This window comes from Micromonospora sonneratiae (genome assembly GCF_042679305.1).
Lineage (GTDB): Bacteria > Actinomycetota > Actinomycetes > Mycobacteriales > Micromonosporaceae > Micromonospora_H > Micromonospora_H sonneratiae.
Map to the genome: position 1 here is coordinate 42,555 of NZ_JBHTMP010000007.1, position 26,201 is coordinate 68,755.

Genomic DNA, 26,201 nt, shown 5'->3' on the forward strand with positions numbered 1-26,201 from the left:
CGGGAGCGGTGTTCGATCTGAGCCGAGCCACGACGGAGCCGGGGCCCCGACGAGAGTCTGAGCCCCGGCCGCGTGGGTTTGCGCTGGTGTCGCTGGTGTCGCTGGTACGGCTACAGGTTCACGGTCCAGCTGTTGATGTAGCCGGTGTCGCCACCCGCGGCGTCCTGCACCCGCAGGGTCCAGGTGCCGTTGCGGGTCTCCGAGGAGAGGTCGACCGTGTAGGTCTGGTTGATGTTGTCGGTGGAGCCGCCGGTGCGGTTGTGCAGCACGTAGGCGGTGCCGTCCGGCGCGATCAGGCTGACAACCAGGTCACCGATGTAGGTGTGGACGATGTTCACCGGGACGGTGCTGGTCGCCGACGCGTTGCCCGAGCAGCCGGTGATGGCGATCGTGCTGTTCACCGTGGTGTTGTCCGGGATCGTGACGTCGGTGCCGTTGGTGCCGGTGCAGCCCGGGGTGCTGGTGCCGGTCAGGTTCAGCGTCCAGCTGTTGAGGTACCCGGTGTCGCCACCGGCGGCGTCCTGCACCCGCAGCTTCCAGGTGCCGTTGGCCACCTCGCTGGAGAGGTTCACGGTGTAGGTCTGGTTGATGTTGTCGGCCGAGCCGCCGGTGCGGTTGTGCAGCGTGTAGACGCTGGCGTCCGGCGCGACGAGCGACACGACCAGGTCACCGATGTAGGTGTGCACGATGTCCACCGCGACGGTGCTGCCCGTGCCGGCGTTGCCGGAGCAGCCCGAGATAGTGATCGAGCTTTCCACCGTGCTGTTGTCGGAGATGGTCACGTCCGTGCCGTTGGTCTGCGAGCAGCCGGGCGGGCCGTTGACCGTCAGCGTGTAGGTCGTGCTCTGCGTGGTCACCGTGCCCGTACCGGTGATGGTCACCGAGTAGGTGCCCGGCGCGGTGGTACCGGTGGTGCTGATGGTCAGGCTGGACGACGCACCCGAGGTGACCGACGACGGGCTGAAGGCGGCCGTCGCACCGCTGGGCAGGCCGCTGGCGCTGAGGGCGACCGTCTGCGCGCCGCCGACCGTGGTGGTCGTGCTCACCGTCGCGCTGACCGAGCTACCCGGGTTGACCGAACCGGAGTTCGGGGCCACGGCGATCGAGAAGTCCTGCGTCGGCGGGGTGATGTTGCCGACGTAGAGCAGCTTGTTCGGCGAGCCGGTACCGGGGTTGGTCACCACACCGTTGGTGGCGTCGTTGACCAGCTTGTCGCGTACCTGCTGCGGGGTGTAGGACGGGCTGGCGTAGAGCACCAGCGCCGCCGCACCGGCCACGTGCGGGGTCGCCATCGACGTGCCGCTGATGGTGTTGGTGGCGGTGTCGTTGGTGTACCACGCCGAGGTGATCCCGGTGCCCGGGGCGAAGATGTCCAGGCAGGTGCCGATGTTGGAGTAGCTGGCCCGGGCATCGTTGGACTCGGTCGCACCCACCGTGATCGCGTTCGGGGTGCTGGCCGGGGACACACCGCAGGCGTCGGCGGAGTAGTCGTTACCGGCCGCGATGGCGTAGGTCACGCCGTCGGCGATCGACGCGGTCACCGCGTCGTTGGTGGCCTGGTCGAAGCCGCCGCCGAGGCTCATGTTCGCCACGGCGAGCTCGCCCGGGTCGTGGTCGCCGGTGACCCAGTCGATGCCCTGGATGACGCCGGCGTACGACCCGCTACCACCGCAGTCGAGCACCCGGACGCCGACCAGCGTCGCGCCCTTGGCCACACCGTAGGCGTTGCCGCCGACCGTGCCGGCGACGTGGGTACCGTGACCGTTGCAGTCGTCGGCGGAGCCGCCGTCGACGGAGTCGAATCCGGTGACCGCACGCCCGCCGAAGTCACTGTGCGAGAAGCGGATACCGGTGTCGATGATGTACGCCCGTACGCCCGCACCGTTGTTCGGATAGGTGTACGAGTTGTTCAACGGAAGATTACGCTGATCAATGCGGTCGAGCCCCCAGGATGGCGTTGGGCTCTGCGTACCAGCGATCTTCACGGTGTGGTTCTGCTGGACGTACTTCACCGACGGGTCGGCGGCCAACTGCCTCGCCTGGGCGGCCGACATCTTCGCCTCGAACCCGCGCAGCGCGTGCTGGTAGGTCCGGGCCACCGTGCCGCCGTGCCGGCTGGCCAGTGCCGTGGCGCTGGTACTGACGTTGCCCTGCGTCACCATGGTGTCCTTCAGCACCACGATGTACGAGTCGGCGATGGCGGTAGCACCGCCAGCCTGCAGAATCTGGCCCTCAGCGGGCGCGGCGACGGCGGGGGTGCCGAACGCCGCCGCAGCGACCGCAGTGGCCGCCACCGCACCGAGGCGCCAACGGCGCCCGGGTGATCTCTGTTGTGACATCTCCCCTGTTCCCCTCTGCTGCCTGATCGTGCGCTCGTGAAGCATCGATCGATGGGCGTCGTACTTGGTTGAGGAGATGCTAGGCCGGAGAAGGCGCAATGTAGAGATATATCATTTTCGATGCCTGTCCCGTATGCTGAGCTGTTCCAGGCTAACCGTGCATCACAGTTCACCGCCGTCCGAAATAGCCGGACAACAGATAGATATCGAGCTTATGAAATTTACTCATCTGTATGTATCGGCTATGTTCGCCGGCGAAGCGCAGAGCGCAATCCGATCATTGTGCGCAGCCGCCAGCGGTCCGAACCAACGACGAGGGCGCGATCGGCACCCGACGGCGACCCCCTGCCGTCAGCACCTGCGCGGGTGATGTGGGCCCAGCCGGACGCAGCGGCCGGGCGCAGCGGCCGGGCCGCAGACACAGCCACGGTCGGATCACGCCGTCACCCACAGCGGTGAGGTACGGCTGTTCGCCATCCGGGACAGCGGTGGGATGACTGCGGTGGGATGACTGCAATTGGATGACTGCAGTGGGATGGCTACCGCCGCCCGGACCGGGGATCGGCAGCTGCGGCTTTACCTGGCGGCGACCAGCCGGCCGCTGGGCTGCCCGGCTACCGACGTGCAGGCGGGTCGACCTATCTGAGAGCCCCCGGCCGGGATCGAACCGGCGACATCCCGCTTACAAGGCGGGTGCTCTGGCCAACTGAGCTACAGGGGCGTTTGCTCGGGGTCAGCATAGCCAGTGACTTCCCGATATTGCGGCAACCTTGGCCGCCCAATCGTCAAGACCATCCCCAGCGGCCGGGCCGCCACCCGGTCGGCCGCTCCCGCTGGTCACGGAGCGCTACTGCGGCAACGGCGATTGATGTCCCGCCGTGCTCCGATGACCGAATTGTGAATGCAGTGTGTCCTATCAGGGGACCTCGCTCTTGGCAGCCTCAGGAAACCCGTTTACGGTGGCGTGACACGGACGACACTCCGAACTGCGTAGCGGCCCGGGCGTGTCCCCGTAAGACCGGTGCAGGGCTGTACCGGTCGCTCCTTCACTCGGATCGTCCGGCACGTTCCTGCCGGTGAAAGGAAGCACCCCCTCATGGCTACGGTCACCTACGCCAAGGCGAGCCGGATCTACCCGGGCTCCGAACGGCCTGCGGTCAACGAACTCGACCTTGAGATCGGCGACGGCGAGTTCCTCGTCCTCGTCGGCCCCTCCGGTTGCGGCAAGTCCACCAGCCTGCGCATGCTCGCCGGCCTGGAGGACGTCGACCGGGGATCGATCCACATCGACGACCGGGACGTCACCCACCTGCCGCCCAAAGCTCGCGACATCGCGATGGTCTTCCAGAACTACGCGCTGTACCCGCACATGACGGTCTACGAGAACATGGCCTTCGCGCTGAAGCTCCGTAAGACCTCGAAGGCCGAGATCGACCGGCGGGTCAAGGAAGCGGCTGCGCTGCTCCAACTGGAGGAGTACCTGAGCCGCAAGCCCAAGGCGCTCTCCGGCGGTCAGCGCCAGCGGGTCGCGATGGGCCGGGCCATCGTCCGGGAGCCGCAGGTCTTCCTCATGGACGAGCCGCTGTCCAACCTTGACGCCAAGCTGCGGGTACAGACCCGTACCCAGATCGCCTCGCTACAGGCCAAGCTCGGTGTCACCACGGTCTACGTCACCCACGACCAGGTCGAGGCCATGACGATGGGTCACCGGGTGGCCGTCATGCTCGACGGTGTGCTCCAGCAGGTGGACACCCCCCGGGCGCTCTACGACACCCCGGCCAACGTCTTCGTCGCCGGCTTCATGGGCTCCCCCGCCATGAACATCAAGACCGTGCCGCTGACCGACAACGGCGCCGTCTTCGCGAGCATGACCGTCCCGCTCACCCGTGAGCAGGTGGCAGCCGCCAAGTCCGAGGGTGGCGACGGCAAGGTCACCGTGGGCTTCCGTCCCGAGGACTGTGACCTGGTCAGCGCCTCCGAGGGCGGTATGCCGGTCGTCGTCGAACTGGTCGAGGACCTCGGTTCGGACGCCAACGTCTACGGGCACGCCGCGCTCGACGGAGCCTCGGAGCGGTTCGTGGTGCGCACCGACCGCCGCCACACGCCGAACATGGGCGACACCGTCTACGTCAAGCCCCGGCCGGGCCGGGAGCACGCGTTCAACGCCGCCACGGGCCTGCGCATCTGACCCGAGGAACAACCGGAAGGGGGCGGTCCGCTGCTGCGGGCCGCCCCCTTCCGCGTACGGAAACAGCACGCTTCTCCGGCTGCGACTGACTATGCCTCGACGAAGCGCAGGAACACGAACTCCGCTCGCGTGGCGCAGACGATGACAGCCGTGTTCCACGAACAGCTTGACGAGCGGACACCGCTGAGTCTTCCCAGCTCGATCCGCTTCTTCGAGTTGAGCGGGATGCCCGCGACCCCCACGTCGGTGGGATAGTCCGACGGGTCCTCGTCGAACAGCAGAAGATTTCCGCCGTCGACTCGTACGCCGTTCCCCTTCCGGGCCAGCAGTTGGGTTCCGTCCGGGTCGAAGACCGTGGACTGGTACTCCGACCCGGACGTACGGATCAGGGTGTGCTCCCCGATCGACACTATCGATTCCGCGGCCGGTGCCGATTTACGCCAGGTCGAAACGTTCTCGTCGGCGCTGACAGCCACCAGTTCGGTGGTCTTTGCATCGGCGTTCGCCCGCTCCAGCAGGCACACCCGGTCCTGGCCGCAGGGTTCCAGTGCCTCCACCCTGCGCTGCTTGTCGTCGGCGGTGTAGAGGCTCTTCGGCTCACCCATGGTGTCCAGGTCGTACGTGACGAGCCGGTAGCCGTAGTCGTTCGGGGCGACGTAGAGCCGGCCGTCGTGCGCGACCACGTGATCGTCGAGGTCGGCGACGCTACGACTGCTCCTGAGCACGCTGCCGGTACGCGAATCGATGACACGGGCCGACCGGTCTGCACCGATCTGCACGATTCGCTGTTCCTCGCCGCGGTACTGGTCCCGGGGATTGCCCCAACGCGTACCTGGACCGGCCAGCCCCTCAGCCGTCGAGACCCGGTAGACCGCCGTACCGGTGGTGCCGTCTTCGTCCTTCGGATTCGGCAACGACCATTTCTGCTGGCCGGTACGGACGTTCAGACCGATCAGCTGACCAGCGGTCCGGTCGACCAGCACCACGACCTGTTCGAAGAAGAGGATCGAGTCGTCGCCACGAACGCCACGGCTCCACAGTTTCCTGCCGTTCGTCGGATCGAGCACGATCAGATCGCGAAGATCAGCCTCCCGCGATTCGCTGGCCAGCACGGCCACCGCGTTGTGTTGCGCCCCGAGAATGCCCCGCCACTGGTCCGAGGTGCTGTCCGTCCGCTCGCGCCACAACACCTCGGCCGTGCTGGCCTTGACCGCGATCACCTCGAGCCGTCCGTCCTCCCGTTCATAGGCGAGGTACGCACGATCACCGGTGATCTCCGTGCCGAACAACGCCGATCCCTCGTCGGTGGTCTTCACCCGGCCGATCTCCTCGAACGGCTGGAAGGCGAGGTCCGCGTACCTGTCCCGGGTCAGGTAGAACACGGCGGTGGCCACCACCCCGACCAGCGCGAGTGCGACCCCCAGCACGGTCAGGAACATCTTCGGTCGGCCCAGGAGGGACCGCTTGGGACCAGCGGCCGGCGGTACCGACGTCGGCATCGGCGGCGACATTCCAGCCGCCACGGGTGCCCCTCGTACGGTCGCCCCGGCAACCATCGGCGGCACAGCACCCAGCGGCGGCACAGCACCCACCGGTGGCGCTGCACCCACCGGTGGCGCTGCACCCAGCGGCGGCGCTGCACCCAGCGGTGGCGCTGCACCCGTCGGGGGTGTTGCCGTCCCGGCGGGCAGGGCACCCGTCACAACGGCGAGTTCCGCCAGCGCCCCCTCGGCCACCGGCAGCTCGGGCTGCTCCAGCACGGTCGGCGCGATCCCCAGTTCGGCGTGCAGCAGCCGGGCAACCAGTGGAACCCGGGACGACCCACCGACGAGGAAAAGCCCCGCGAGCTGCTGCGGGACCAATCCGGCACGACTGATCACACCTGCCGCCTCGGCAACGCCACGACGCAGCAACGGAGTGATCAACCGTTCCAACTCGTCACGGGTGAGATGCAGTGCCTGGTCCACGCCGGGCACCGCCACCGGGGCCGCACTGGCCCGGGAGAGCATCTCCTTGGTGCCCCGTACGTCGTCCCAGAACTGCCGGCGGTCGCGCCACTGGGTCGTGGTCTCCGGCTGGGTCAACCGCTGCCACACCTGCGGGCTCGTAGTGGCCACCAGTGTTCCCAGGTGCCCGACCAGGGCCGCGTCGAGGTCGAGGCCGCCGAGTTCGCCGACCCCGCCGGATCCGATCACCGCGAACCGGGACCGCCCGGCCTGGTCGGCTCCCTCGTTGCGGACCATCGCGATGTCCAGCGTGCCGCCCCCGAAGTCGAAGACCGCGATGGCCGACCCGACCGGCACCGGTCGGCGCAGCACGTCGGCGAAGTACCGGGCGGCGGCGACCGGCTCGGGCACCAGCAGGGTGTGGCCGAGCGCGCCGAACGACATGCTGGTCGGGGTGGCCAGCGGATCAGCCGGTGGCCAGCCGGCTCGACCGACCGCTGCGGCCAGCACCTCACGACGGCGCGCCCCCCAGGTGGCCGGATACGTGAGTACGGCCGGCGGCAGGAACCCGACCGCCTCGACCGCCGCCTGGGCGACCGCCCGTAGCAGTGCGCCCAGCAGCTCTGCCGTGGGCACCTCACGGTCACCGAGCAGGATGGCCGGTTCGTCGACCCGTCGCTTGGGGTTGGGTTCGTAGCTGGCCGGATCGGCCTGAGCCAGTCGTTGCGCGTCCCGCCCGACATGCAGTCGCCCCGCCGCGTCCAGGAAGACACCGGACGGCATGATCGGCTGTCCGTCGAAGAGCAGCGGTCGGGTCCGACCATCCGGCCAGCGCAGTACCGCAACGGTGTTGGACGTACCCAGGTCGACGCCGATCGCGAAGCCGGCATCCTGCCGTACCATGTGCCGTTTCCTCCAGGGGCGAGGGGATGCCCGGCATTGCATGTTACGGGGAAGAGCAAAACGGCCGGTCCAGGCCGCTGATCTAATCAATCATGTTCGATCAGCGGTCCGGACCGGCCGTTGTTCGCGTCCGGTTCGGTCAGGCGGTGGTACGTCGCCGGGCAACCTCGGCCAACGTCACCGCAGCGGCGACGCTGGCGTTGAGCGACTCCACCGACGACGACATCGGGATGCCGACCCGCAGGTCACAGGTCTCCCCGACCAGACGGGACAGTCCCCGGCCCTCCGAGCCGACCACCACCACCAGCGGCCCGACCGCCACCTCAAGGTCGTAGAGGCTGGTCTCGCCGTCGGCGTCCAGCCCGACCACGATGAAGCCCGCCTGCTGACACGCCTTGATCGCACGGGTCAGGTTGGTGACCTGGCTGACCGGAACCCGGGCGGCGGCACCGGCACTGGTCCGCCAGGCCGTGGCGGTGATGCCGGCGGCCCGTCGTTCCGGTACGAAGACGCCCTGGGCACCGAAGGCCGCCGCCGACCGGATCACCGCGCCGAGGTTGCGGGGATCGGTGACCCCGTCCAACGCGACCAGCAGCGGGGTGGTCTGCTCCAGCGCCATCGTGACGAGGTCGTCGAACGGCTCGTACGCGAACGGCGGCACCTGGAGACCGATGCCCTGGTGCAGCACGCCACCGGTCATCCGGTCCAACTCGGCCCGGCTGATCTCCAGGATGGCGATCCCGCGATCGGCGGCGGTACGCACCGCCTCGTTGACCCGGTCGTCGATGTCGATGCCCTGGGCAACGTACAGCGCGGTGGCCGGCACCCGGGCCCGCAGCGCCTCCAGCACCGGGTTGCGACCGACGAGCAGTTCGGGAGCATCCTTGGCCGGCATCGCCTTGCGGCCCGGGGCAACCCGGGGTCCGGTACGGACCGGCGGCCGACCGCCCGCGCCCCGGCCGCCGGTGCCGCGTCCACCAGCCGATGCGCCCCGGCCAGCGGCACCGCCACGGGCAGCCCCGGTGCCACGGCCACCCTTCCCGGTCGCCGTGCCGGCGCCCCAAGTGGTGTCCTTCGTACCCGGGACGCCGATCTTCGGTGCCCGGCCCTCCTCGGCTGCGGCGCGGCGTTCCTTCTCCTGCTTCCAGGCGGTACGCTGCGGCACCTTCTCGGTCCCGGAGTAGCCCTTGTGCCAGGGGCGCTCGTCGGCGGGCAGGGTCCTGCCCCGGCCGGCGAGACCGGCCCGGTTCTTACCACCGGAACCGGTGGCTGCGCCCTTTTTGGGGGTGACCCGCCGGCCACGGCGTTGCGAGTTGCCGGCCATCAGTCCTGTTCTCCAATTGTCCAACGGGGGCCCTGTGGCGTGTCCTCGACCACCACACCGGCCTGCTTGAGCTGATCCCGCACCGCGTCGGCCGCGGCCCAGTCCTTACGGGCCCGCGCCTGCGTGCGCTGTTCCAGCGCCAACGCGATCAGCGCGTCGACCACACCACGCAGATCGTCCTGCTGACCGTCACCGGCCCACGAGACGTCGAGCGGGTCCACACCGAGGATATCCAGCATCCCCCGGACCGCTGCCAGTGCGGTACGGGTGGCGGCCTCGTCGTCGGCAGCCAACGCCAGGTTGCCGTCCCGGACGGTGTCGTGGACCACGGCCAGGGCGGCCGAGGTGTTGAGGTCGTCGTTCATGGCGGCACCGAACGCCGCGGGTGGCGCACCCAGTTCACCGGCACCGAACCGTTCCGCCGCTCGATCCACGAAGCCCTCGATCCGCCGGTAGGCGACCGCTGCCTCGCGTAGCGACTCGTCGGAGTAGTCGATCCGGGACCGGTAGTGCGGTGCGACCAGGTAGTAACGCAGTTCGACCGGACGTATTCCGAGCGCCCGTACGTGGTCGAGGTCGAGGACGTTGCCCATCGACTTGCTCATCTTGGCCTCGCCGAGGTTGAGCAGGCCGTGGTGCACCCAGTAGCGGGCGAAGGGCAAGCCCGCCGCCTTCGACTGGGCGATCTCGTTCTCGTGATGCGGAAAGGTCAGGTCGAGGCCGCCGCCGTGGATGTCGAACTCGGCACCGAGGTAGCGCCAGCACATCGCCGAGCACTCGATGTGCCAACCCGGCCGCCCCGGCCCCCAGGGCGAGGGCCAGGCCGCCTCGACGGGTTCGTCCGCCTTGATCCCTTTCCACAGGGCGAAGTCGCGTGGGTCACGCTTGCCCCGGTCGGGGGCGTCGCCGGCGGCCTGCATCGCCTCCGGGCGCTGGCCGGAGAGTGCGCCGTACGCCGGGTAGGACAGCACGTCGAAGTAGACGTCCCCCGAGCCGTCCTCGGCCGGGTAGGCATGCCCGTCGGCGATCAACTTCTGGATCAGGTCGTGCATCTCCGGGATGTGCCCGGTCGCCCTCGGCTCGTAGGTCGGCGGCAGGACGTTGAGCGTCCGGTAGGCATCGCCGAGGATCACCTCGTTGGCGTAGGCGATCGCCCAGAACGGCCGGCCCTGTTCGATCGACTTGACCAGGATCTTGTCGTCGATATCAGTGACGTTACGGACAAAGGTAACTTCGTACCCGGACCGCAGCAGCCAGCGACGCAGCACGTCGTAGTTGACGCCTGATCGAAGATGTCCGATGTGTGGCGGAGACTGGACCGTGAGACCACACAGGTAGATCCCCACCTTGCCGGGTTCCCGCGGAACAAAGTCCCGCACCGATCGGGTGGCGGTGTCATACAGGCGTAGCGTCACCGTACAAGGGTAGCGGCCGTCACTTTCCGCCGTTGTCTTGAGATGGCTGGTCCGGACGGCCGGAGACAGCCGGACCGGCGGCCCCGAAGATGCCCACGGACCGTGCCGGCAACGCGCGCCCCCGTCCGGTACGGACGTACGCTGCCTGCTGTGGAGACTGTGGGCCGGGCCGGCGAGACAGCACAGACCCTCGACCGGGGTCTACGCCTACTGCACCTGGTCGCCGACGCGTCGGGGGGCCTCACCGTCACCGAGGCGGCGGCCCGACTCGGTGTCGGCCGGGCAGTGGTCTACCGGCTGGTCGGCGCACTCACCGAGCACGGGATGCTCCGCCGGGACAGCGCTGGTCGACTACGCCTGGGCGTCGGGGTGCTGCACCTGGCCCGCCGGGCTCAGCCGCTGCTGGCCGAGGGGGCGCTGCCGGCCCTACGCCGACTGGCCGAACAGGCCGGGGCGACCGCGCACCTGACCGTCGTGGAGGGCGGGGAGGGGGTGGCACTCGCCGTGGTCGAGCCGAGTTGGACGGCGTTCCACGTGGCGTACCGGACCGGATCGCGTCACCCGCTGGACCGGGGCGCCGCCGGTCAGGCCATCCTGGCCGGGCGGGCCGGGCAGTCCCAGCCGGTCGCCACCAGCGGCGAGTTGCAGCCCGGGGCGTACGGGGTGGCCGCGCCGGTGCTCGGCGTACCCGGACTGGAGGCCAGTGTCGGTGTCGTGGCACTGGCTCCGCTGGATGTCGCCACCATCGGCCAGCAGGTCCTGGTCGCCGCGAACGCGGTCTGCCGGGCCCTGTCCTGAGGTGTTCCTCCACGTCGACCAGGAGGATCGCGTCGACCAGGAGGATCGCACCGACCAGGAGGTTCGCGTCACCTGGGCCGAAGCCGGTGACGCGAACCCCTCGATCAACTAGGCGATGCGGGTGTTACCGGTTACGGCCGCTTCCAGGGCTGCAACGGAGTGGTCACCGCCGCGTACGCGTCGACGATGCCGTACCCGTAGAAGCCGTTGAAGTTCTCGCCGCCCGCGCAGTACGCGTCGTACGTCTCGTCCCGGCCCTCGTTGCGGTACTGCTGCAGACGCGGGGTCGGGCAGGCGTGCTCGGCGGCGGTGCGGTAGAGGTGGTTCTCCACCTTGTTCGGGTCCAGGGTCAGGCCACCCCGTCCGAAGTCACGCTTGCCGAACTTGCTGACGATCAGCGCCGCCACGCCGGAGGCGTGCGGTGCGGCCATCGAGGTGCCCTGAAGGTAGGTGTAGTAGCCACACTCACCGCTGGCGGTGCAGTCCTTGAACACCGACTCCTCGTAGCCCGCGACGATGTTGCCGTCCGCGTCGACCGAACCCTCCGCCTGGAGGATCTTCTTCGGGTACGACGAGAGGATCATGTTGGCGTCGGTACGGAAGCTCGGGGTGCCGAACCCGTCACGGAACCAGCCACCCGGCGCGGCGACCGAGATCTGCTCGGTGCCGTAGTTGGAGAAGTCCGACTTCTTGCCCGACGGGCCGAGCGAGGAGACACCGATGACGTGCGGGCCCTCGATCGGCAGGTCCCAGCAGCTGCTGTTGTCGATCGGCCGGGGCCGGGGCGTACCGCCGTAGTTCGGGCTGGAGGTGTCGGTACGCGGAGCGCCCAGGTCCTCGTTGTTGTTGCCGAGCGCGCCGACCAGGGTCACGCCCCGGTAGTGGGCGTAGTCGAGCGCCCGGTGCATGGCCCGGATGGTCGCCCGCTGCGAAGCCTGCTCCTCCGCCGAGTCGGCCGGGTTGTTCAGGCAGTTGTACGCCCACGGGTCGACGTAGAAGGACATGTTGACCACGTCGATCCCGACGTCGGCCGCGTGGACCAGCGCGTTGACCACCGGGTCGAGGAAGAAGTAGCCGGAGTCCTGGCCACCCTTGAGCCCAACCAGCGTCACGTTCGGCGCAACACCGGAGACCCCGGTCCCGTTCGCCGCCGCGCCGATGGTGCCGGCGACGTGCGTACCGTGCCCGTCGTCGTCGGTGCCGATCGGGTCGAGGCAGCTCGCCACCTCGCACGGGCCGTCGATCTCCGGGATGTCCGGGGCGAAGTTCCGCGACAGCGACCAGCTGAAGTTGGGGGCGAGGTCGGGGTTGCTGGCGTCGAGCCCGGTGTCCAGGATGCCGACGGTCACCCGCCGGTCGCCGGCCTCCTTGCTGCGGGCCTTGTCGACCCGCATCATCTCCAGGCCCCACAGCTTGTCGTCGAGCGGGTCCATGCCCGCCTTCTTGTTGCCCTGGTTCGGCTTGTTGGCCTTGGCCTTGGCGGCAGCCAGCAGGTTCTCCTGCTCGACCCGGTCGAGCTTCTTCTTCGGCGCCCAGCCGATGGGCTTCTTCTCGGAGGCACCGATCAGGGACTCCGCTGCCGTGACCCGGCTGGCGAAGTCGCTCCGGTCGCTGGTCACCTGGTACAGGCCAACGCTGTCGGTACGGGAGACCACGGTGCCGCCCGCCGCCTGGATCGCAGCAATGGCCGTGTCAGCGGAGACACCGTCCTCTGCCACCACCGTGTACTCAGTGACGCTGGCAGGTGCCGCGGTGACCGAGCTGGCCGGCGCGGCCACAAGGAAGGCCAGCGTAGTCGCGGTCGCGACTGCTCCGGCAGTGAATCTTCTGCTCACCACAGAGGATCCTCTCGTTGAGGGGTAGTGGGAGCATCACACCGGATTGGATCGACGTTCGCCAGAGGGCTGCCCGGATTATCAACCTTTCCCCGTCTTCCCGAACCCGGTCAGGGGTGGGTCATGCGGAGTACGTCCAGGGCCTCGTCGAGCTGCTCCTCGGTGAGCCGCCCGTTGTCGACGTGTCCCCGGGCGAGCACCACGGACCGGATCGTCGCCTCGTTCGCCAACGCCTCCTTGGCGATGGAGGCCGCCTCGTCGTACCCGAGGTGGCGGTTGAGCGGGGTGACGATGGAGGGCGAGCCTTCGGCGTACGCCAGGCAGACCTCGGCGTTGGCGACCAGGTCGACCACGCAGCGGTCGGCCAGCAGCCGGCTCGACGCAGCCAGCAGGCGAATGGATTCGAGCAGGTTGCGGGCCATCACCGGGAGCATCACGTTCAACTCGAAGTCGCCCTGCGAACCGGCGAAGCCGATGGCCGCATCGTTGCCGATCACCTGGGCGCAGACCTGACGTACGGCCTCGCAGACCACCGGATTCACCTTGCCGGGCATGATCGACGATCCCGGCTGGAGGTCGGGGATCTGTAGTTCGCGCAGACCGGTACGAGGCCCCGAGCCCATCCACCGGATGTCGTTGACGATCTTGTAGAGACTGACCGCGACGGTACGGAGCTGCCCCGAGGTCTCCACCAGCGCATCCCGCGCACCCTGGGCCTCGAAGTGGTTACGTGCCTCGACCACCGGCAGCCCGGTCGCCTCCCGGAGTTTGGCGACCACCCGGGCGGCGAAGCCGAGCGGCGTGTTGATCCCGGTGCCGACGGCGGTACCGCCCAACGGCAGCTCGGCCAGTCGGGGCAGGCCGGACTCCAGCCGCTCGACGCCATAGCGCACCTGGGCGGCGTACCCGCCGAACTCCTGACCGAGCGTCACGGGCGTGGCGTCCATCAGGTGCGTACGGCCGGCCTTGACGACGGTCGTGAACTCCTCGGCCTTCGTCTCCAACGCACCGGCGAGGTGCGCCAGAGCGGGCAGCAGATCGTGTACGACCGCCTGGGTGGCCGCCAGATGGATCGATGACGGGAAGACGTCGTTGCTGGACTGCGAGGCGTTCACATCGTCGTTGGGATGCACCTCGCGACCCAGTTCCCTGGCGGCCAGGGTGGCGATGACCTCGTTGGCGTTCATGTTCGACGAGGTGCCGGACCCGGTCTGGAACACGTCGATCGGGAAGTGGTCGTCGTACGTGCCGTCGGCCACGTGTGCGGCGGCGGTGGCGATCGCCTCGGCGACGTCTGTGTCGATCACGCCGAGTTCGGCGTTGACCTGGGCGGCAGCACCCTTGATCTGGGCCAGCGCCCGGATGTGCGCCGACTCCAGGCCACGCCCGGAGATCGGGAAGTTCTGCACCGCGCGTTGCGTCTGGGCGCGCCACAGTGCCTCGGCGGGCACCTCGACCTCGCCCATGGTGTCGCGTTCGATCCGGTAGCCGGTTGCCTCTGGTGTCGTCACCGTTCCATCCTGCCGCGCCCGGCCGGGACTCGCAGGAAGGTGACAACACTTGGGTAGTGCAGCCACGGCAGGGTTGCTCAGCCTGCTTGGGGCACCGCTGCCGCCAGTCCTTGAAAACCAGGCCTGGCTTTTCAAGCTTGGCCCTCCATTACGGAGCCAGTTTCCAAGTCTTTCCCGCGCCACGTTAAATCACGCCGACGAAATTCAACCACTCTGCGTGACGTAACGCGTGTCGATGCTGACGGCCAACCGTCAGCGGGAGCGAGGTTCAGTCCGGCTCGGGCCGCCGGTCGTACTTGGCCAGCGTCGCCTTGTTCGTGCTCGCGTCCTGGAAAATCAGCTCCCACGGACCGGTGTTCACGTCCATCTCCTTGCCGAAGCCCACCCACTTACCGGCCAGCCGGCGCCCGGTCGGCTCGGCCAGGAGCTGGATCGCGCCGTGATAGCGCGCCCCCCGGTAGTAGCCTTCCGGTGCGGTCTGCTCCACCCACGTGCCCGTGATGACGTTGCCGTCCACGGTCAGATCCATGGTCAGCGGCGAGTCCGATGACCGCGGCAGGGAGCGCACGGTGATCCGGTCGCCGTGCTGGAGCACGACCACGTAGTGCAGGCCGGTGAACATGTCGCCTCGGCCCGAGCTGAAGTACTGGTACCGGGACAGCCACACACCGGAGTAGTTGCCGGCTGGGGCGGTACGAGCGGCCGGCCCGCTGTTCGGCACCGGCCCGGCCGGCTCGGTGGCCTCCACGTCGTGGCCGCCCTGGCCGTCGTCCGAGATGCGGGCCTGGGGAACGGCCACGCTGAAGCCCAGCGAGCTGATCGGTAGGCCGGTGGCAGCCTCCAGGGCGCGCGCGTACGCCGGCCGGGGCGTCGTGATGACCCCGGCCTCCCAGCGCTGCACCAGGCGCTTGGATGCGTCGTTGGGCACGCCGGCCCGGGCACCAGCCTCTCGAAGCGCTCGCGCGAAGTCGTCTTGGCTCATCAGCAGGCCCATACGCACGGCCCGCAGCGTTGCGTTTGGCGTGATCTCCACCTGGCGAGGGTAACGCCAATGACGTCGAAATGTCGCTTCAGATGTCGCCGAAATGTCGTATCGATTGTCGTCGCACCAGACGACATTCCGGCGACATTGTGTACCCAACGCTCCGGCTCGGCCGTGACTCGAACACCAAGACCGAAGCGCGTCCCATCCCCGGGGTGGCCGCCGGCAGGCCACAACTCGCCCAACCACCCCAGGCGGACCTCAGACAATCGGCCCCGAGCGGAAGGCGCAATCTCATGACGATCCTGGTGATCGGCCCGCGTGAGTTACCGAGCAAAGAGATGGTCGAGGTGTTGATGGACGCGGGTAGCGGCTCGACGGGGCAGCGAGTCATCGTCCCTGTCAAGCGCCTGACCCTCTCCGACCGCGACCGTGGGAAGGGTGTGACGGCGCTGTACGAGTACGAGTCGTACTGCTGCCGGGGGTGACCCGAACACGCCGGTCCGACACCCACGTCGGTGACCTCCGGACATGGCGGAGCCCTCCGGCACGATGACCGGAGGGCTCCGCCATTTGCGCAGGTCGCGATATAACGACGGTCAGCGGCGGCCGACGGTCAGCACCGGCTTGGTGACCTCGGCGAAGAAGTCGTTGCCCTTGTCGTCGACCACGATGAAGGCTGGGAAGTCCTCGACCTCGATCTTCCAGACCGCCTCCATGCCGAGTTCCGGGTATTCCAGGACCTCGACGTGCTTGATGCAGTCCTGGGCCAACCGGGCCGCCGGGCCGCCGATCGAACCGAGGTAGAACCCACCATGCTGCTGGCAGGAACGGGTGACCTGCGCTGACCGGTTGCCCTTGGCCAGCATCACCTGCGAGCCGCCGGCCGCCTGGAACTTCTCCACGTATGCGTCCATCCGGCCGGCGGTGGTCGGCCCGAACGAGCCGGAGGCGTAGCCCTCGGGGGTCTTGGCCGGGCCGGCGTAGTAGACCGCGTGGTCCCGCAGGTACTGCGGCATCGGCTCGCCGGCGTCCAGCCGCTCGGCGATCTTTGCGTGGGCGATGTCGCGGGCGACCACCAGCGGGCCGGTCAGCGACAGCCGGGTCTTCACCGGGTACTTCGACAGCTCGGCCCGGATCTCGTCCATCGGCCGGTTGAGGTCGACGCGTACGACCTCGGCGGAGGGGTCGAGTTGGGCGTCGGTGACGTCCGGCAGGAACCGGGCCGGGTCGGTCTCCAGGCGCTCCAGCCACACCCCGGACGGGGTGATCTTGGCAACCGCCTGCCGGTCCGCCGAGCAGGAGACGGCGATGGCGACCGGGCAGGACGCGCCGTGCCGGGGCAGCCGCACCACCCGTACGTCGTGGCAGAAGTAGCGACCGCCGAACTGCGCGCCGATGCCGAACTGGCGGGTCAGCTCCAGCACCTGTGCCTCCAACTCCAGGTCCCGGAAGCCGTGCGCCTGCATCGAGCCGGAGGTGGGCAGGTTGTCGAGGTACTTGGCGCTGGCGTACTTGGCGGTCTTGAGCGCGAACTCGGCCGAGGTGCCGCCGATGACGATCGCCAGGTGGTACGGCGGGCAGGCCGAGGTGCCGATCAGCCGTAGCTTCTCCTCCAGGAACTGCATCATCCGCGTGGGGTTCAGCAGCGCCTTGGTCTCCTGGTAGAGATACGACTTGTTGGCCGAGCCGCCGCCCTTGGCCATGAAGAGGAACTTGTACGCGTCGGCGTGCCCGTCCGGGTCCTCGGCGTAGATCTCCACCTGCGCCGGCAGGTTGCTACCGGTGTTGCGCTCCTCCCACATGGTGATCGGGGCGAGCTGCGAGTAGCGCAGGTTGAGCCGGGTGTACGCCTGGTAGACGCCCCGGCTGATCGCCTCCGCGTCCGACCCGTCGGTGAGTACGTGCCGGCCGCGCTTGCCCATCACGATCGCGGTGCCGGTGTCCTGGCACATCGGCAGTACGCCACCGGCCGCGATGTTTGCGTTGCGCAGCAGGTCGAGCGCGACGAACCGGTCGTTGGGCGAGGCGGCCGGATCGTCGATGATCGACCGGAGCTGGGCCAGGTGCGCGGGGCGCAGGTAGTGCGCGATGTCGTGCATCGCCTCGGCGGTCAGCGCGGTCAGCGCGGCGGGCTCCACGGTGAGGAATCGCCGTCCGCCCGGCCCGTGTACCACGTCGACGCCCTCGTCGGTGACCAATCGATACTCGGTCTGGTCGTCCCCCAGAGGCAGCAAGGGGGCGTAGGAGAACTCGGCGGCACTGCTCATGAACGCAAAGCCTAGGGCAGCGTGCCGGGCTTGTCGTACCCGCCGGGTCGCTCCTGGGACGCCGCTCTCATCCGTCCTTGCCACCATTGTCTTTACCGCCGCCGTCCTTGCCACCGCCGTCCGGTCGCGAGCCGCTGTCGGGCACTCCGGCGCCCGGATCCGGCTTACCCGGCGTAGCTGCCGGACCGCCGAACCCGGCGTATCCGATCTCCCGTCCCTCACCGATGACCAGGCCAGCCGGGCCTATCGCCAGCACCTTCGCCGACGACTCGAGATTGATCAGCTCCCGACCGGTTCGTAGATCGAGTACGACGATGCGATCCGGTTTCTGGTCCACGATCACGGCCGCGTACCGGGTGAGGGCCGCACTGCCCTCCTGGCTGACCGGTCTGGTCCAGAGGATCCGTCCGCTGGGCAGCGCCCGGGTGTTGATCGATTTCTTGTCGGCGGTACGGACCAGCGCATACCGGTCGTCGACCGCGACCAGTTTCTCCCCCACCTCGCCGACCCAGAGCACTCGCCCGTTGTATCCGTCGAGTACCGCCTCACGCATGTCCGGCCCCACACCGACGATCACGTTCCGGCCGCCCTGCGGATCCTCCCGCTGCACACAGCCGGACCCGCTGGCGGTACGCAGGTTGATCCCGGCGTGCCGCCAGATCTCCCGGTTGTTGAACGGGTCCCGGGCGGTGACGGAGAAGTAGCAGGTGCCGTCCGCGGACGTGGCCTCGATCCGCAGCACCCGCCCACCGACTGCGACGAGCCGGGCGGTGCTGTCGACCTTGAGGTCCGGCACCACCTGGCCGGTGGCGGTGTCGAGGATGTGCACCCGGCCGTCGACCGGGAAGGCCAGCAGCGGCGGCATCGCTTCCGGACCACCGATGGAGGAGGGGATCTGTTCCGAGGCGATTCGCCGGGTACCCAGTAGTTCCGGGTTGTCGGCGAAGAGCCCGGCGCTGACGCCGGGCAGGAACGCCGTCCACAGCGGGTTGGTGCCCCGTGGCTCCCAGGCGGTCAGCGTGCACTCCTTGGCGTCGCTGCACCGGGCGTCGAGCACCGCGTCGCGATAGGTCCAGACGGCGATCGCCCGGTTGTCCCGGCGCCGTACCGCACCGGTCTCGGGGTCGATCAACTCGTACCCTTTGATCAGCAACTTCCCCACGGCGACGACAGAGTCCTGCGGGCCGCCGGCGGGAGCTACCCAGTCGGCCTTGCGGTCCCACAGCCGTACGCCGGTGGCCAGGCTGCGGGCCTCCACGGTGGTGCGGTGTTCGACCACGACGGCGTTGCCGGCCACCGTGACGCTCTTCGGGGTGCCGTCGACCCGCTGCTGCCAGATCACGTCCGGCTCCGACAGGGGTTCGCTGCGGTTGACCCACTGCCACATGTTCGGGAACGGGTTCCACACGCCCGTCACGGAGAGCGCGACAAGCACGACCAACGCGAGGGCGAGTACGCCCTTCACGCGCAGGCTCTTGGCGCTCCCCTTCGCCACCCGGCCACCGTAACGGGCGTTCGGTCAGTAGCCGCTAAGGTCGACTGTCCGTGTCGTCAATTTTCGCCTTTTTTGCCGGTTTTTATCACTGATTGCGGAGTTACCGTCGAACGCACCAACGGCAGCACCCGGTAGGGGATCTGCTCGGCCAGCGCGATGACCGTCGAGGCCCGGCCGATGCCCTCGTACGACACGATCTGGTCGATCACCCGCTGCAGGTCGGCATTGGACCGGGCCACGATCCGACAGAGCATGTCGCTCGACCCGGTGATGGTGTGCGCCTCCAGCACCTCCGGGATCTGCGCCAGGTGTTCGGTCACCGCCTCGTGCCCGTGCCGCTGACTGATCTCCAGCGTCACGAACGAGGTCACGTCGAAACCGATCGCGGCCGGCGAGATCTCCGGCGCGAATCCACCGATGACCCCCCGGGCCAGCAGCTTGTCCAGCCGGGCCTGGACCGTCCCCCGAGCCACCCGTAGTCGGCGCGAACATTCGAGCACCCCGATCCGGGGTTCGACCAGCAAGAGATCGATCAACTTCACATCCAGCTGATCGAGCTGGACATCCTGCACAGCTTTCATGTTTGCCGACCATACTGAATGCACAAACTGACCATCGATTCATCCAACAGTTGCACAGTGATTGACGCTACGGCGATCCTCCCCACAAGACGGCTTACCGGACGCCGAGTCATCCGGCGGGCGGTGGATGGAGGGAGTGCCCGATGACCAGTGCGCTTGACCGAACCAGCAGCACCGACGAGGTGGACGTCAACCGCCTGATCGGCGCGGTCGACCACGACATCACCAGTGACCCCTTCCCGGTGAAGGGCCTCGACCACGTCGTCTTCATGGTCGGCAATGCCAAACAGGCCGCCCACTACTACTCCACCGCGTTCGGCATGACCTGTGTCGCGTACCGCGGCCCGGAGCAGGGCTACCGCGACTATGCGGAGTACGTCCTCACCAGCGGCTCGGCCCGGTTCGTCATCTGTGGGGCGGTCCGCCCGGACGCGCCCGGCGCCGAGCACGTGGCCAAGCACAGCGACGGGGTCGTCGACATCGCGCTGGAGGTGCCGGACGTCGACGCCGCGTACACGTACGCCCTCGCCCAGGGGGCCACCGGCCGGACGGAACCCACCGACGTCACCGACGAGCACGGCACGGTACGGTTCGCCGCCATCGACACGTACGGCGACACCCGGCACTCGCTGATCGACCGCTCCCGCTACACCGGCCCGTTCCTGCCCGGCTTCGTCACCCGTGGACCGATCGTCGACCGGCAGCCGGCCATCGACGCCGGCCTCCAGCCCAAGCGCTTCTTCCAGGCCGTCGACCACATCGTCGGCAACGTCGAACTGGGCAAGATGGACGAGTGGGTGGAGTTCTACAAGCGGGTCATGGGCTTCACCAACATGGCCGAGTTCGTCGGCGACGACATCGCCACCGACTACTCGGCGCTGATGAGCAAGGTGGTCGCCAACGGCACCCGCAAGGTGAAGTTCCCGCTCAACGAGCCGGCGATCGCCCGCAAGAAGTCGCAGATCGACGAGTACCTGGAGTTCTACCAGGGGCCGGGCGCACAGCACATCGCCCTGGCCACCAACGACATCCTGGCCAGCGTGGACGTGATGCGGGCCGCCGGGGTGGAGTTCCTGGACACCCCCGACTCGTACTACGACGACCCGGAGCTGCGGGAACGCATCGGCAAGGTCCGGGTGCCGATCGAGGAGCTGAAGTCCCGCAAGATCCTGGTCGACCGGGACGAGGACGGCTACCTGCTCCAGATCTTCACCAAGCCGGTGCAGGACCGGCCGACGGTCTTCTTCGAGCTGATCGAACGGCATGGCTCGCTCGGCTTCGGCAAGGGCAACTTCAAGGCGCTCTTCGAGGCCATCGAGCGGGAACAGGAGCGTCGCGGCAACCTGTAACACTGTCGGCGTGACCCAGCCCCCAAGTCATCCGACTGTTCCGCCGGCCGACGCGTACCCCGGTCAGGCCAGTCCGCCGCCCCCGCCGGGTCAACCCCCGGCGGGGTACGGCGTACCTCCGGGGTTCGCCCACCCGACCCCACCCCCGCCGCCGACCAGCCCGGCCGGGCAGCCGCTGGCCAGCTTCTCCGACCGGCTCCTGGCGCTGCTGATCGACTCCGCCATCATGGTCGCGGTCGTCATGGTGCTGATCGCCCCCGCCATGCTCATCGCGATGTATGTGATCATGAAGGACTCGTTCGAGCTGGCACCTGACGGCACCTACCCCACGCCGGACTTCTTTGCCGACTTCTTCCTGCCGCTGTTGCTGGTCGAGGCCGTCGTCATCCTGCTCACCATGATCATGTCGTACGTCTACTACGTCGAGATGATGTTCCGAACCGGCCAGACCTTCGGCAAGAAGTCCATGAAGATCAAGGTGGTACCGCTGGACCCGACCGCCACCCTGGACCGGGCCACCACCTTCCGCCGGTTCCTGGTGCAGAACCTGGCAGCGGGGTTCGTGCCCGGCTTCAGCTACGTGGACGGGCTCTGGCAACTGTGGGACAAGCCCTACCAGCAGTGCCTCCACGACAAGTTCGCCCGTACCGTGGTCGTTAAGGTTCCAGGGTGAGAAGACGTTCCACGGCAAGCGAACTGAGGTCGGCGATATGACGGTGCAGCCAGGCTGGTACGCCGATCCGGCCGAGCCGACCACCCAGCGTTACTGGGACGGCGACGGTTGGATCGCCGCGCCGCTGCCTGTCGACGCCACCCCACCTCCCGGCCCGCCACCGGTCGAGCTCGAACCCGTCACACCGCCCGAGTCACCGGCGGCTGGGCCGACCAGCGCCGCGCCGGCGGAACCGCACGCACCGGGCCTCCCCGGGCAGCCGCTCCCGCCCGGAGCCGGGGTCCCCGGTCCGGGCTTCCCCCTGCCCGGTCAGCCCTTCCCACCGGGCCAGCCGCCGCAGGGCGCCCCGGGCGCGTACCCGCCCGGATGGACGTATCCGCCCGGAACTCCGCCGACCGCCAACGGGATGCCCGGCAACTACCCGCCCGGGATGACGCCGCCACCGGGTTGGCCGTACCCCGTGCCGTTCCTCTACCGGCCGCCGGCCCCCCGCCCGCACGGCTACGCCCTGGCGTCGCTCGGTGCCCGACTGGTCGCCCGACTCATCGACATCGGCATCGTGTTCCTGCTCAACGTCGTGGTCAACGGCTTCTTCGTCTGGCGCTACATCCAGGAGATGGCACCGGTCTTCCGGGAGAGTTTCCAACGCGGGATGACCGGCAATTCGTCGACCGAGGGGCTGCCCCAGCCCGGTGACCAGGCGGGCAGTCTGCAGATCGCCATCCTGCTCGTCGCCACCGCACTGTGGTTCGCCTACGAGGTGCCGGCGGTCGCCAACCGTGGCCAGACCCTCGGCAAACGGATCATGGGGATCAAGGTGGTCTCGCTGGGCAAGGAGGAGCGGCTCGGCTTCGGCCAGTCGCTGCGCCGATGGAACACCCTCGGCCTGCCGACCCTGCTCTGGTTCTGCTGCTTCGGCTTCCTGCTGCAACTCATCGACGTCGTCTTCCCGCTCTTCGACCGGCCACTACGACAGGCGCTGCACGACAAGAGAGCCGAGACGGTCGTCGTACAGGTCTCCCGGCAGTCCCCCACCCCAGCCGGCGAACCCACCGAAACCCCTGGAGGTCCCGAATGACCGGCCCCGAACGCCGCTCCCAACCACCCCGGCTGACCCGTGCCGATCTGGATGCGCTGCCCACCTACGTGCCGGGCCGCAGTCCCGCCGACCTCGCCCGCGAGTTGGGGCTCACCGAAGCGATCAAACTCGCCAGCAACGAGGTGCCGTACGGCCCGCTGCCCGGTGTCGCCGAGGCGGTCGCCGAAGCGGTCGCCGGTTCGCACCGCTACCCGGACATGGGTGTGCTGGCCCTACGGGACGCGCTGGCCGAGCGGTACGGCGTCACCCCCGATCGGATCGCCACCGGCTGCGGTTCAGTGGCGCTCTGCGAGCACCTGGTCCGCGCCACCTGCCTGCCCGGAGACGAGATCGTCTACTCCTGGCGGTCCTTCGAGGCGTACCCGATCATCGCGGCGACCAGCGGCGTGACCAGCGTGCAGGTGCCGAACACCGCCGCGCACGGACACGACCTGACGGCAATGGCCAACGCGGTGACGGAGCACACCCGGTTGATCCTGGTCTGCAACCCGAACAACCCGACCGGCACCAGCCTGCGACGGGCCGAACTGGACCGCTTCCTCGACTCGGTGCCCCAGGACGTACTGGTCGTCCTGGACGAGGCGTACCGGGAGTTCGTCACCGACCCGGACGTGCCGGACGGCCTGGCCGTGTACGGCGACCGGCCCAACGTGGTGGTGCTGCGGACGCTGTCCAAGGCGTGGGGGCTGGCCGGACTCCGGATCGGCTTCCTGGTCGGGCAGCCGGAGGTGGCTGCCACGGTACGCAAGGTGGTGACCCCCTTCTCCGCCAGTAGCGCCGCACAGGCCGGTGCGCTGGCCGCCCTCGGCCAGGAGGAGGAGGTCCGTCGCCGGTGCGCCCTGGTCGTCGGCGAGCGGGCCCGGCTGACCGAGGCGATCCGCAAACTCGTGCCGGACGTACCGGAGAGCCAGGCCAACTTCGTCTGGCTGCCCCTGGGCGACCGTGCCGTCGAGTTCGCCAAGGCCTGCGAGGCGCGTGGGGTCATCGTCCGCCCATTCGCCGGTGATGGCGTACGTGTCACGGTCGGCACCCCGGCCGAGAACGACGCCTTCCTGGCCGTTGCCGAGACGGCTCTCTAGCGGTCTGCCCGGCTGGCTACGGGCGCACTCCGGTGCGTCCGTAGCCAGCCGGAAGGTGCGTCCATAGCCGCTGGAGGGCACGTCCGTAAGCGACGGACGGTACGGATAGGGGTTCAGGAGTGGCCCCTACGGCGCTCCACCACCACCCCAAATAGGTGAAAATACGGCAAAGCAGCTCCACAGCGCCTTATAGTTTGCCGGTGCGAGCACTGTCGACGCTTGTCGGGGTTGCGCTGTCGGTCGGCGTCACGTCGTCCCCCGCGATCGCGATCGCGTCGCCCGCGACCCCCCACGAAACCGCCCAGATCCGGCTGGCGCAACAGATGTTGTCGATCACGGTCCCATCGGCGGCGAACCTCGGCGCCGCCTTCACCGGCACGACGCTCTCTGGCCGTCTAGGGGCGGTGACCGTAGAGGACCATCGAATCGTCAACCCCAACACCTGGACGGCGACGGTGTCGGCGACGTCGTTCCGGACCGGCACCGGCACCCCCGCCCAGACGATTCCGAACAGCCAGGTCTCCTACTGGTCCGGCCCCGCGACCAAAAGCACCGGTGGCGGCACACTGATCCCGGGCCAGCTCACCGCAGCCCAGGCGCAGAGCCTCACCGTCTCCCGTACCGCATTCCGGAAGACCGCCGGTAGCGGTAACAACACGGTGACCTGGACACCCACCCTGCTCGTCACCATCCCGTCCACCGCCGTCCTGGGCCTGTACACCGGGACCATCACCCATTCGGTGGCGTGACGGGCCACCGCGCCCTGACGCTTGGACACAGGGGACGCTAGTCGGCTCTCGATACGAACAAGCCACTAAACGGACTTATCCGACTTATAGTCTCTTTCATGCGGAAGTCATCCTTGCTCGGCCTTCTAACCATCGCGACGGTTGCGGTGACAGCCGCACCAGCGGTCGCCCAGCCCTCCGGTGACACCACGGTCACGTTCACCGTGGCGACCTCCAACCTCGTCATCCACGTGCCCGCCTCGGCCAGCCTCGGCTCGGGATTCCCCGGCTCGACCATCAGCGGCCAGCTGGGCACCGTACAGGTGGTCGATTCACGCGCCTTCCTGAACGCCACCTGGACCGCCTCGGTGACCTCGACGTCGTTCACCACCGGCGACAGGTCGCCGGCGGAGACCATCTCCAACCACGAGGTGGACTACTGGTCCGGCCTACCGACGGCCGTCACCGGCCTCGGCAACGTCATCCCGGGTCAGCCGACCGCAGCCGACGCGCAGAGTCTGGACGTGCCCCGTACCGCGTACTCCAAGACGACCGGTAGCGGTGACAACTCGGTCAGCTGGAACCCCACCCTGGTCATCGGCATCCCGGCCGTCGCCGTTGGCGGCCTGTACAGCGGGACGGTGACCCATTCGGTGGCGTGAGAACCGGCTGGCACTCGCCGTAACCGCCCTGGCGCTGGTCACGGCCACGGTGCCCCCGGCCGCACCCGCCGGGGCAGGCACGATCGCCAGGACGCCGACCGGCCAACCGAATCCCGACGCCAGCGTCGGAATCCGCCTGGTCGACGCCCCGGTGAGCCGCCGCGACGACCTCCGGGCCCACCAGTACATCGTGGATCACGTGAAGCCGGGCGAGACCATCGGACGGCGGATCGAGGTGACCAACTCCTCCGAGGTGACCCGGGAGATCGCGCTCTACCCCGCCGCCGCCACCGTGGAACAGAGCGGGTTCGTCTTCGCGCCGGAGCGGGCAGAGAACGAACTCACCAGCTGGATCCAACTGGACCGGGAGAGCATCGAACTCGACGCGGAGCAGTACGCCCGGATATGGGTCACCATCGACGTACCGGAGACCGCATCAGCCGGCGAGCGCTATGCGGTCGTCTGGGCAGAAACCGCCGCCGACCCGAACCCCTCCGCCAACGTACGGAACGTGGGTCGCGTCGGTATCCGCATCTACCTCTCGGTCGGACCGGGCGGTGAACCGGCATCGGACTTCGAGATCGACCGGTTCTCGGGCGAACGCACCCCCGATGGCACGCCGGTGGTGACCGCTCGGGTACGCAACACCGGCGGCCGGGCGCTCGACCTCGGCGGAGAACTGTTCCTGTCGGACGGGCCCGCCGGACTCGCCACCGGTCCGTTCAGCGTCAAACTGAACACCCTCGGTACCGGTGACACCGGGACCGTACGCGTTCCCCTCGACACCCGGATCCCGGACGGCCAGTGGACCGCCCGGTTGGTCCTGGCCAGCGGTGTCACCGAACGGAAGGCCAGCGGCACGGTCACCTTCGGTGGGCAGTCCGTGAAGAAGGCGGCGGGACTCCGCCCGTTCCCCCTGCTGGCCGCCGCCGCGACGATCACGGTCCTGGCTGTCGCGCTCTTCGGTGGCTACACCTACCGCCGCCGTTGGCGACGGTGAGGCCCACGCGCGCCGACTCCTTCG

Annotated in this window: 20 protein-coding genes and 1 tRNA gene; 10 read left to right on the forward strand and 11 right to left on the reverse strand. The window is 68.6% G+C overall.

Annotation, left to right across the window (positions count from 1 at the left end):
• Positions 1–110: 110 nt before the first annotated feature.
• Together ACFQ4H_RS06480 and ACFQ4H_RS06485 are read right to left on the reverse strand one after the other, a co-directional pair.
• Complete coding sequence (locus ACFQ4H_RS06480) at positions 111–2,339, reverse strand: proprotein convertase P-domain-containing protein (RefSeq protein WP_377568022.1); 2,229 nt, start codon at positions 2,337–2,339, stop codon at positions 111–113.
• Positions 2,340–2,986: 647 nt separating this feature from the next.
• Positions 2,987–3,060 (reverse strand) — tRNA-Thr (locus ACFQ4H_RS06485).
• A gap of 375 nt (positions 3,061–3,435) precedes the next feature.
• Between ACFQ4H_RS06485 and ACFQ4H_RS06490 the strand changes: the two genes are divergently transcribed.
• The gene (locus ACFQ4H_RS06490; RefSeq protein WP_377568025.1) at positions 3,436–4,527 is read left to right on the forward strand and encodes an ABC transporter ATP-binding protein; all 1,092 of its coding nucleotides are present in this window, start codon (positions 3,436–3,438) and stop codon (positions 4,525–4,527) included.
• An 89-nt stretch (positions 4,528–4,616) separates the two neighbouring features.
• Here ACFQ4H_RS06490 and ACFQ4H_RS06495 read toward each other — a convergent pair whose 3' ends face one another.
• From ACFQ4H_RS06495 to cysS, 3 genes are all read right to left on the reverse strand, one after another.
• On the reverse strand, positions 4,617–7,376 hold the full coding sequence (locus tag ACFQ4H_RS06495) for an Hsp70 family protein (protein ID WP_377568027.1): 2,760 nt from the start codon (positions 7,374–7,376) through the stop codon (positions 4,617–4,619).
• A 139-nt stretch (positions 7,377–7,515) separates the two neighbouring features.
• Complete coding sequence (gene rlmB, locus ACFQ4H_RS06500; RefSeq protein WP_377568028.1) at positions 7,516–8,700, reverse strand: 23S rRNA (guanosine(2251)-2'-O)-methyltransferase RlmB; 1,185 nt, start codon at positions 8,698–8,700, stop codon at positions 7,516–7,518.
• Positions 8,700–10,115, reverse strand: a complete 1,416-nt coding sequence (cysS, locus tag ACFQ4H_RS06505) for a cysteine--tRNA ligase (RefSeq protein WP_377568030.1) — start codon at positions 10,113–10,115, stop codon at positions 8,700–8,702. Before cysS ends, rlmB begins: the two co-directional genes overlap by 1 nt.
• A 150-nt stretch (positions 10,116–10,265) precedes the next feature.
• Between cysS and ACFQ4H_RS06510 the strand changes: the two genes are divergently transcribed.
• Positions 10,266–10,913 carry an IclR family transcriptional regulator gene (locus ACFQ4H_RS06510; RefSeq protein ID WP_377568032.1) on the forward strand — a complete coding sequence of 216 codons (648 nt, stop codon included), beginning with the start codon at positions 10,266–10,268 and terminating at the stop codon, positions 10,911–10,913.
• A 131-nt stretch (positions 10,914–11,044) separates the two neighbouring features.
• Here ACFQ4H_RS06510 and ACFQ4H_RS06515 read toward each other — a convergent pair whose 3' ends face one another.
• The 3 genes from ACFQ4H_RS06515 to ACFQ4H_RS06525 all read right to left on the reverse strand — a co-directional run bounded on the left by ACFQ4H_RS06515 (position 11,045) and on the right by ACFQ4H_RS06525 (position 15,253).
• Positions 11,045–12,748, reverse strand: coding sequence for a S8 family serine peptidase (locus ACFQ4H_RS06515; protein WP_377568241.1), 1,704 nt, complete (start codon positions 12,746–12,748; stop codon positions 11,045–11,047).
• A gap of 110 nt (positions 12,749–12,858) precedes the next feature.
• Positions 12,859–14,259 carry a class II fumarate hydratase gene (locus ACFQ4H_RS06520; protein ID WP_377568033.1) on the reverse strand — a complete coding sequence of 467 codons (1,401 nt, stop codon included), beginning with the start codon at positions 14,257–14,259 and terminating at the stop codon, positions 12,859–12,861.
• 268 nt (positions 14,260–14,527) lie between these two features.
• Entirely contained in the window at positions 14,528–15,253 is a 726-nt protein-coding gene (locus ACFQ4H_RS06525) for a helix-turn-helix domain-containing protein (protein WP_377568243.1), read from the reverse strand.
• Between the two features lie 284 nt (positions 15,254–15,537).
• Here ACFQ4H_RS06525 and ACFQ4H_RS06530 point away from each other — a divergent pair, with 284 nt between their 5' ends.
• Entirely contained in the window at positions 15,538–15,729 is a 192-nt protein-coding gene (locus ACFQ4H_RS06530) for a hypothetical protein (RefSeq protein ID WP_377568035.1), read from the forward strand.
• A gap of 111 nt (positions 15,730–15,840) precedes the next feature.
• Here the strand turns inward: ACFQ4H_RS06530 and ACFQ4H_RS06535 are convergent, their stop codons facing one another.
• From ACFQ4H_RS06535 to ACFQ4H_RS06545, 3 genes are all read right to left on the reverse strand, one after another.
• Positions 15,841–17,511, reverse strand: coding sequence for a fumarate hydratase (locus tag ACFQ4H_RS06535; protein ID WP_377568037.1), 1,671 nt, complete (start codon positions 17,509–17,511; stop codon positions 15,841–15,843).
• Positions 17,512–17,578: 67 nt separating this feature from the next.
• The gene (locus ACFQ4H_RS06540) at positions 17,579–19,006 is read right to left on the reverse strand and encodes an outer membrane protein assembly factor BamB family protein (RefSeq protein WP_377568039.1); all 1,428 of its coding nucleotides are present in this window, start codon (positions 19,004–19,006) and stop codon (positions 17,579–17,581) included.
• A gap of 56 nt (positions 19,007–19,062) precedes the next feature.
• Complete coding sequence (locus ACFQ4H_RS06545; protein WP_377568041.1) at positions 19,063–19,587, reverse strand: Lrp/AsnC family transcriptional regulator; 525 nt, start codon at positions 19,585–19,587, stop codon at positions 19,063–19,065.
• Positions 19,588–19,730: 143 nt separating this feature from the next.
• Here ACFQ4H_RS06545 and hppD point away from each other — a divergent pair, with 143 nt between their 5' ends.
• The 7 genes from hppD to ACFQ4H_RS06580 all read left to right on the forward strand — a co-directional run bounded on the left by hppD (position 19,731) and on the right by ACFQ4H_RS06580 (position 26,177).
• Complete coding sequence (hppD, locus tag ACFQ4H_RS06550; protein ID WP_377568043.1) at positions 19,731–20,936, forward strand: 4-hydroxyphenylpyruvate dioxygenase; 1,206 nt, start codon at positions 19,731–19,733, stop codon at positions 20,934–20,936.
• A gap of 10 nt (positions 20,937–20,946) precedes the next feature.
• The gene (locus ACFQ4H_RS06555; protein ID WP_377568045.1) at positions 20,947–21,609 is read left to right on the forward strand and encodes an RDD family protein; all 663 of its coding nucleotides are present in this window, start codon (positions 20,947–20,949) and stop codon (positions 21,607–21,609) included.
• 37 nt (positions 21,610–21,646) lie between these two features.
• Positions 21,647–22,687: an RDD family protein gene (locus ACFQ4H_RS06560; protein ID WP_377568047.1), complete on the forward strand. Its 1,041-nt coding sequence runs from the start codon at positions 21,647–21,649 to the stop codon at positions 22,685–22,687.
• Positions 22,684–23,787 (forward strand): histidinol-phosphate transaminase, encoded by a 1,104-nt coding sequence (hisC, locus tag ACFQ4H_RS06565; protein ID WP_377568049.1) that lies wholly within the window; start codon positions 22,684–22,686, stop codon positions 23,785–23,787. Before ACFQ4H_RS06560 ends, hisC begins: the two co-directional genes overlap by 4 nt.
• Positions 23,788–23,987: 200 nt before the next feature.
• Positions 23,988–24,536, forward strand: a complete 549-nt coding sequence (locus ACFQ4H_RS06570; protein WP_377568051.1) for a hypothetical protein — start codon at positions 23,988–23,990, stop codon at positions 24,534–24,536.
• Between the two features lie 98 nt (positions 24,537–24,634).
• Complete coding sequence (locus ACFQ4H_RS06575) at positions 24,635–25,177, forward strand: hypothetical protein (protein WP_377568053.1); 543 nt, start codon at positions 24,635–24,637, stop codon at positions 25,175–25,177.
• 49 nt (positions 25,178–25,226) lie between these two features.
• Positions 25,227–26,177: a COG1361 family protein gene (locus ACFQ4H_RS06580; RefSeq protein WP_377568055.1), complete on the forward strand. Its 951-nt coding sequence runs from the start codon at positions 25,227–25,229 to the stop codon at positions 26,175–26,177.
• The last annotated feature ends 24 nt before the right edge of the window (positions 26,178–26,201 follow it).

Bases quoted from the DNA above. Each gene is read 5' to 3' on its own strand.
- ACFQ4H_RS06560 (WP_377568047.1), top strand. From the start codon at position 21,647: ATGACGGTGCAGCCAGGCTGGTACGCCGATCCGGCCGAGCCGACCACC.
- ACFQ4H_RS06575 (WP_377568053.1), top strand. From the start codon at position 24,635: ATGCGGAAGTCATCCTTGCTCGGCCTTCTAACCATCGCGACGGTTGCG.
- ACFQ4H_RS06480 (WP_377568022.1), bottom strand. From the start codon at position 2,339: ATGTCACAACAGAGATCACCCGGGCGCCGTTGGCGCCTCGGTGCGGTG.
- ACFQ4H_RS06530 (WP_377568035.1), top strand. From the start codon at position 15,538: ATGACGATCCTGGTGATCGGCCCGCGTGAGTTACCGAGCAAAGAGATG.
- ACFQ4H_RS06495 (WP_377568027.1), bottom strand. From the start codon at position 7,376: ATGGTACGGCAGGATGCCGGCTTCGCGATCGGCGTCGACCTGGGTACG.
- hppD (WP_377568043.1), top strand. From the start codon at position 19,731: ATGACCAGTGCGCTTGACCGAACCAGCAGCACCGACGAGGTGGACGTC.
- hisC (WP_377568049.1), top strand. From the start codon at position 22,684: ATGACCGGCCCCGAACGCCGCTCCCAACCACCCCGGCTGACCCGTGCC.
- ACFQ4H_RS06490 (WP_377568025.1), top strand. From the start codon at position 3,436: ATGGCTACGGTCACCTACGCCAAGGCGAGCCGGATCTACCCGGGCTCC.
- ACFQ4H_RS06545 (WP_377568041.1), bottom strand. From the start codon at position 19,587: ATGAAAGCTGTGCAGGATGTCCAGCTCGATCAGCTGGATGTGAAGTTG.
- ACFQ4H_RS06525 (WP_377568243.1), bottom strand. From the start codon at position 15,253: ATGGGCCTGCTGATGAGCCAAGACGACTTCGCGCGAGCGCTTCGAGAG.
- rlmB (WP_377568028.1), bottom strand. From the start codon at position 8,700: ATGGCCGGCAACTCGCAACGCCGTGGCCGGCGGGTCACCCCCAAAAAG.
- ACFQ4H_RS06535 (WP_377568037.1), bottom strand. From the start codon at position 17,511: ATGAGCAGTGCCGCCGAGTTCTCCTACGCCCCCTTGCTGCCTCTGGGG.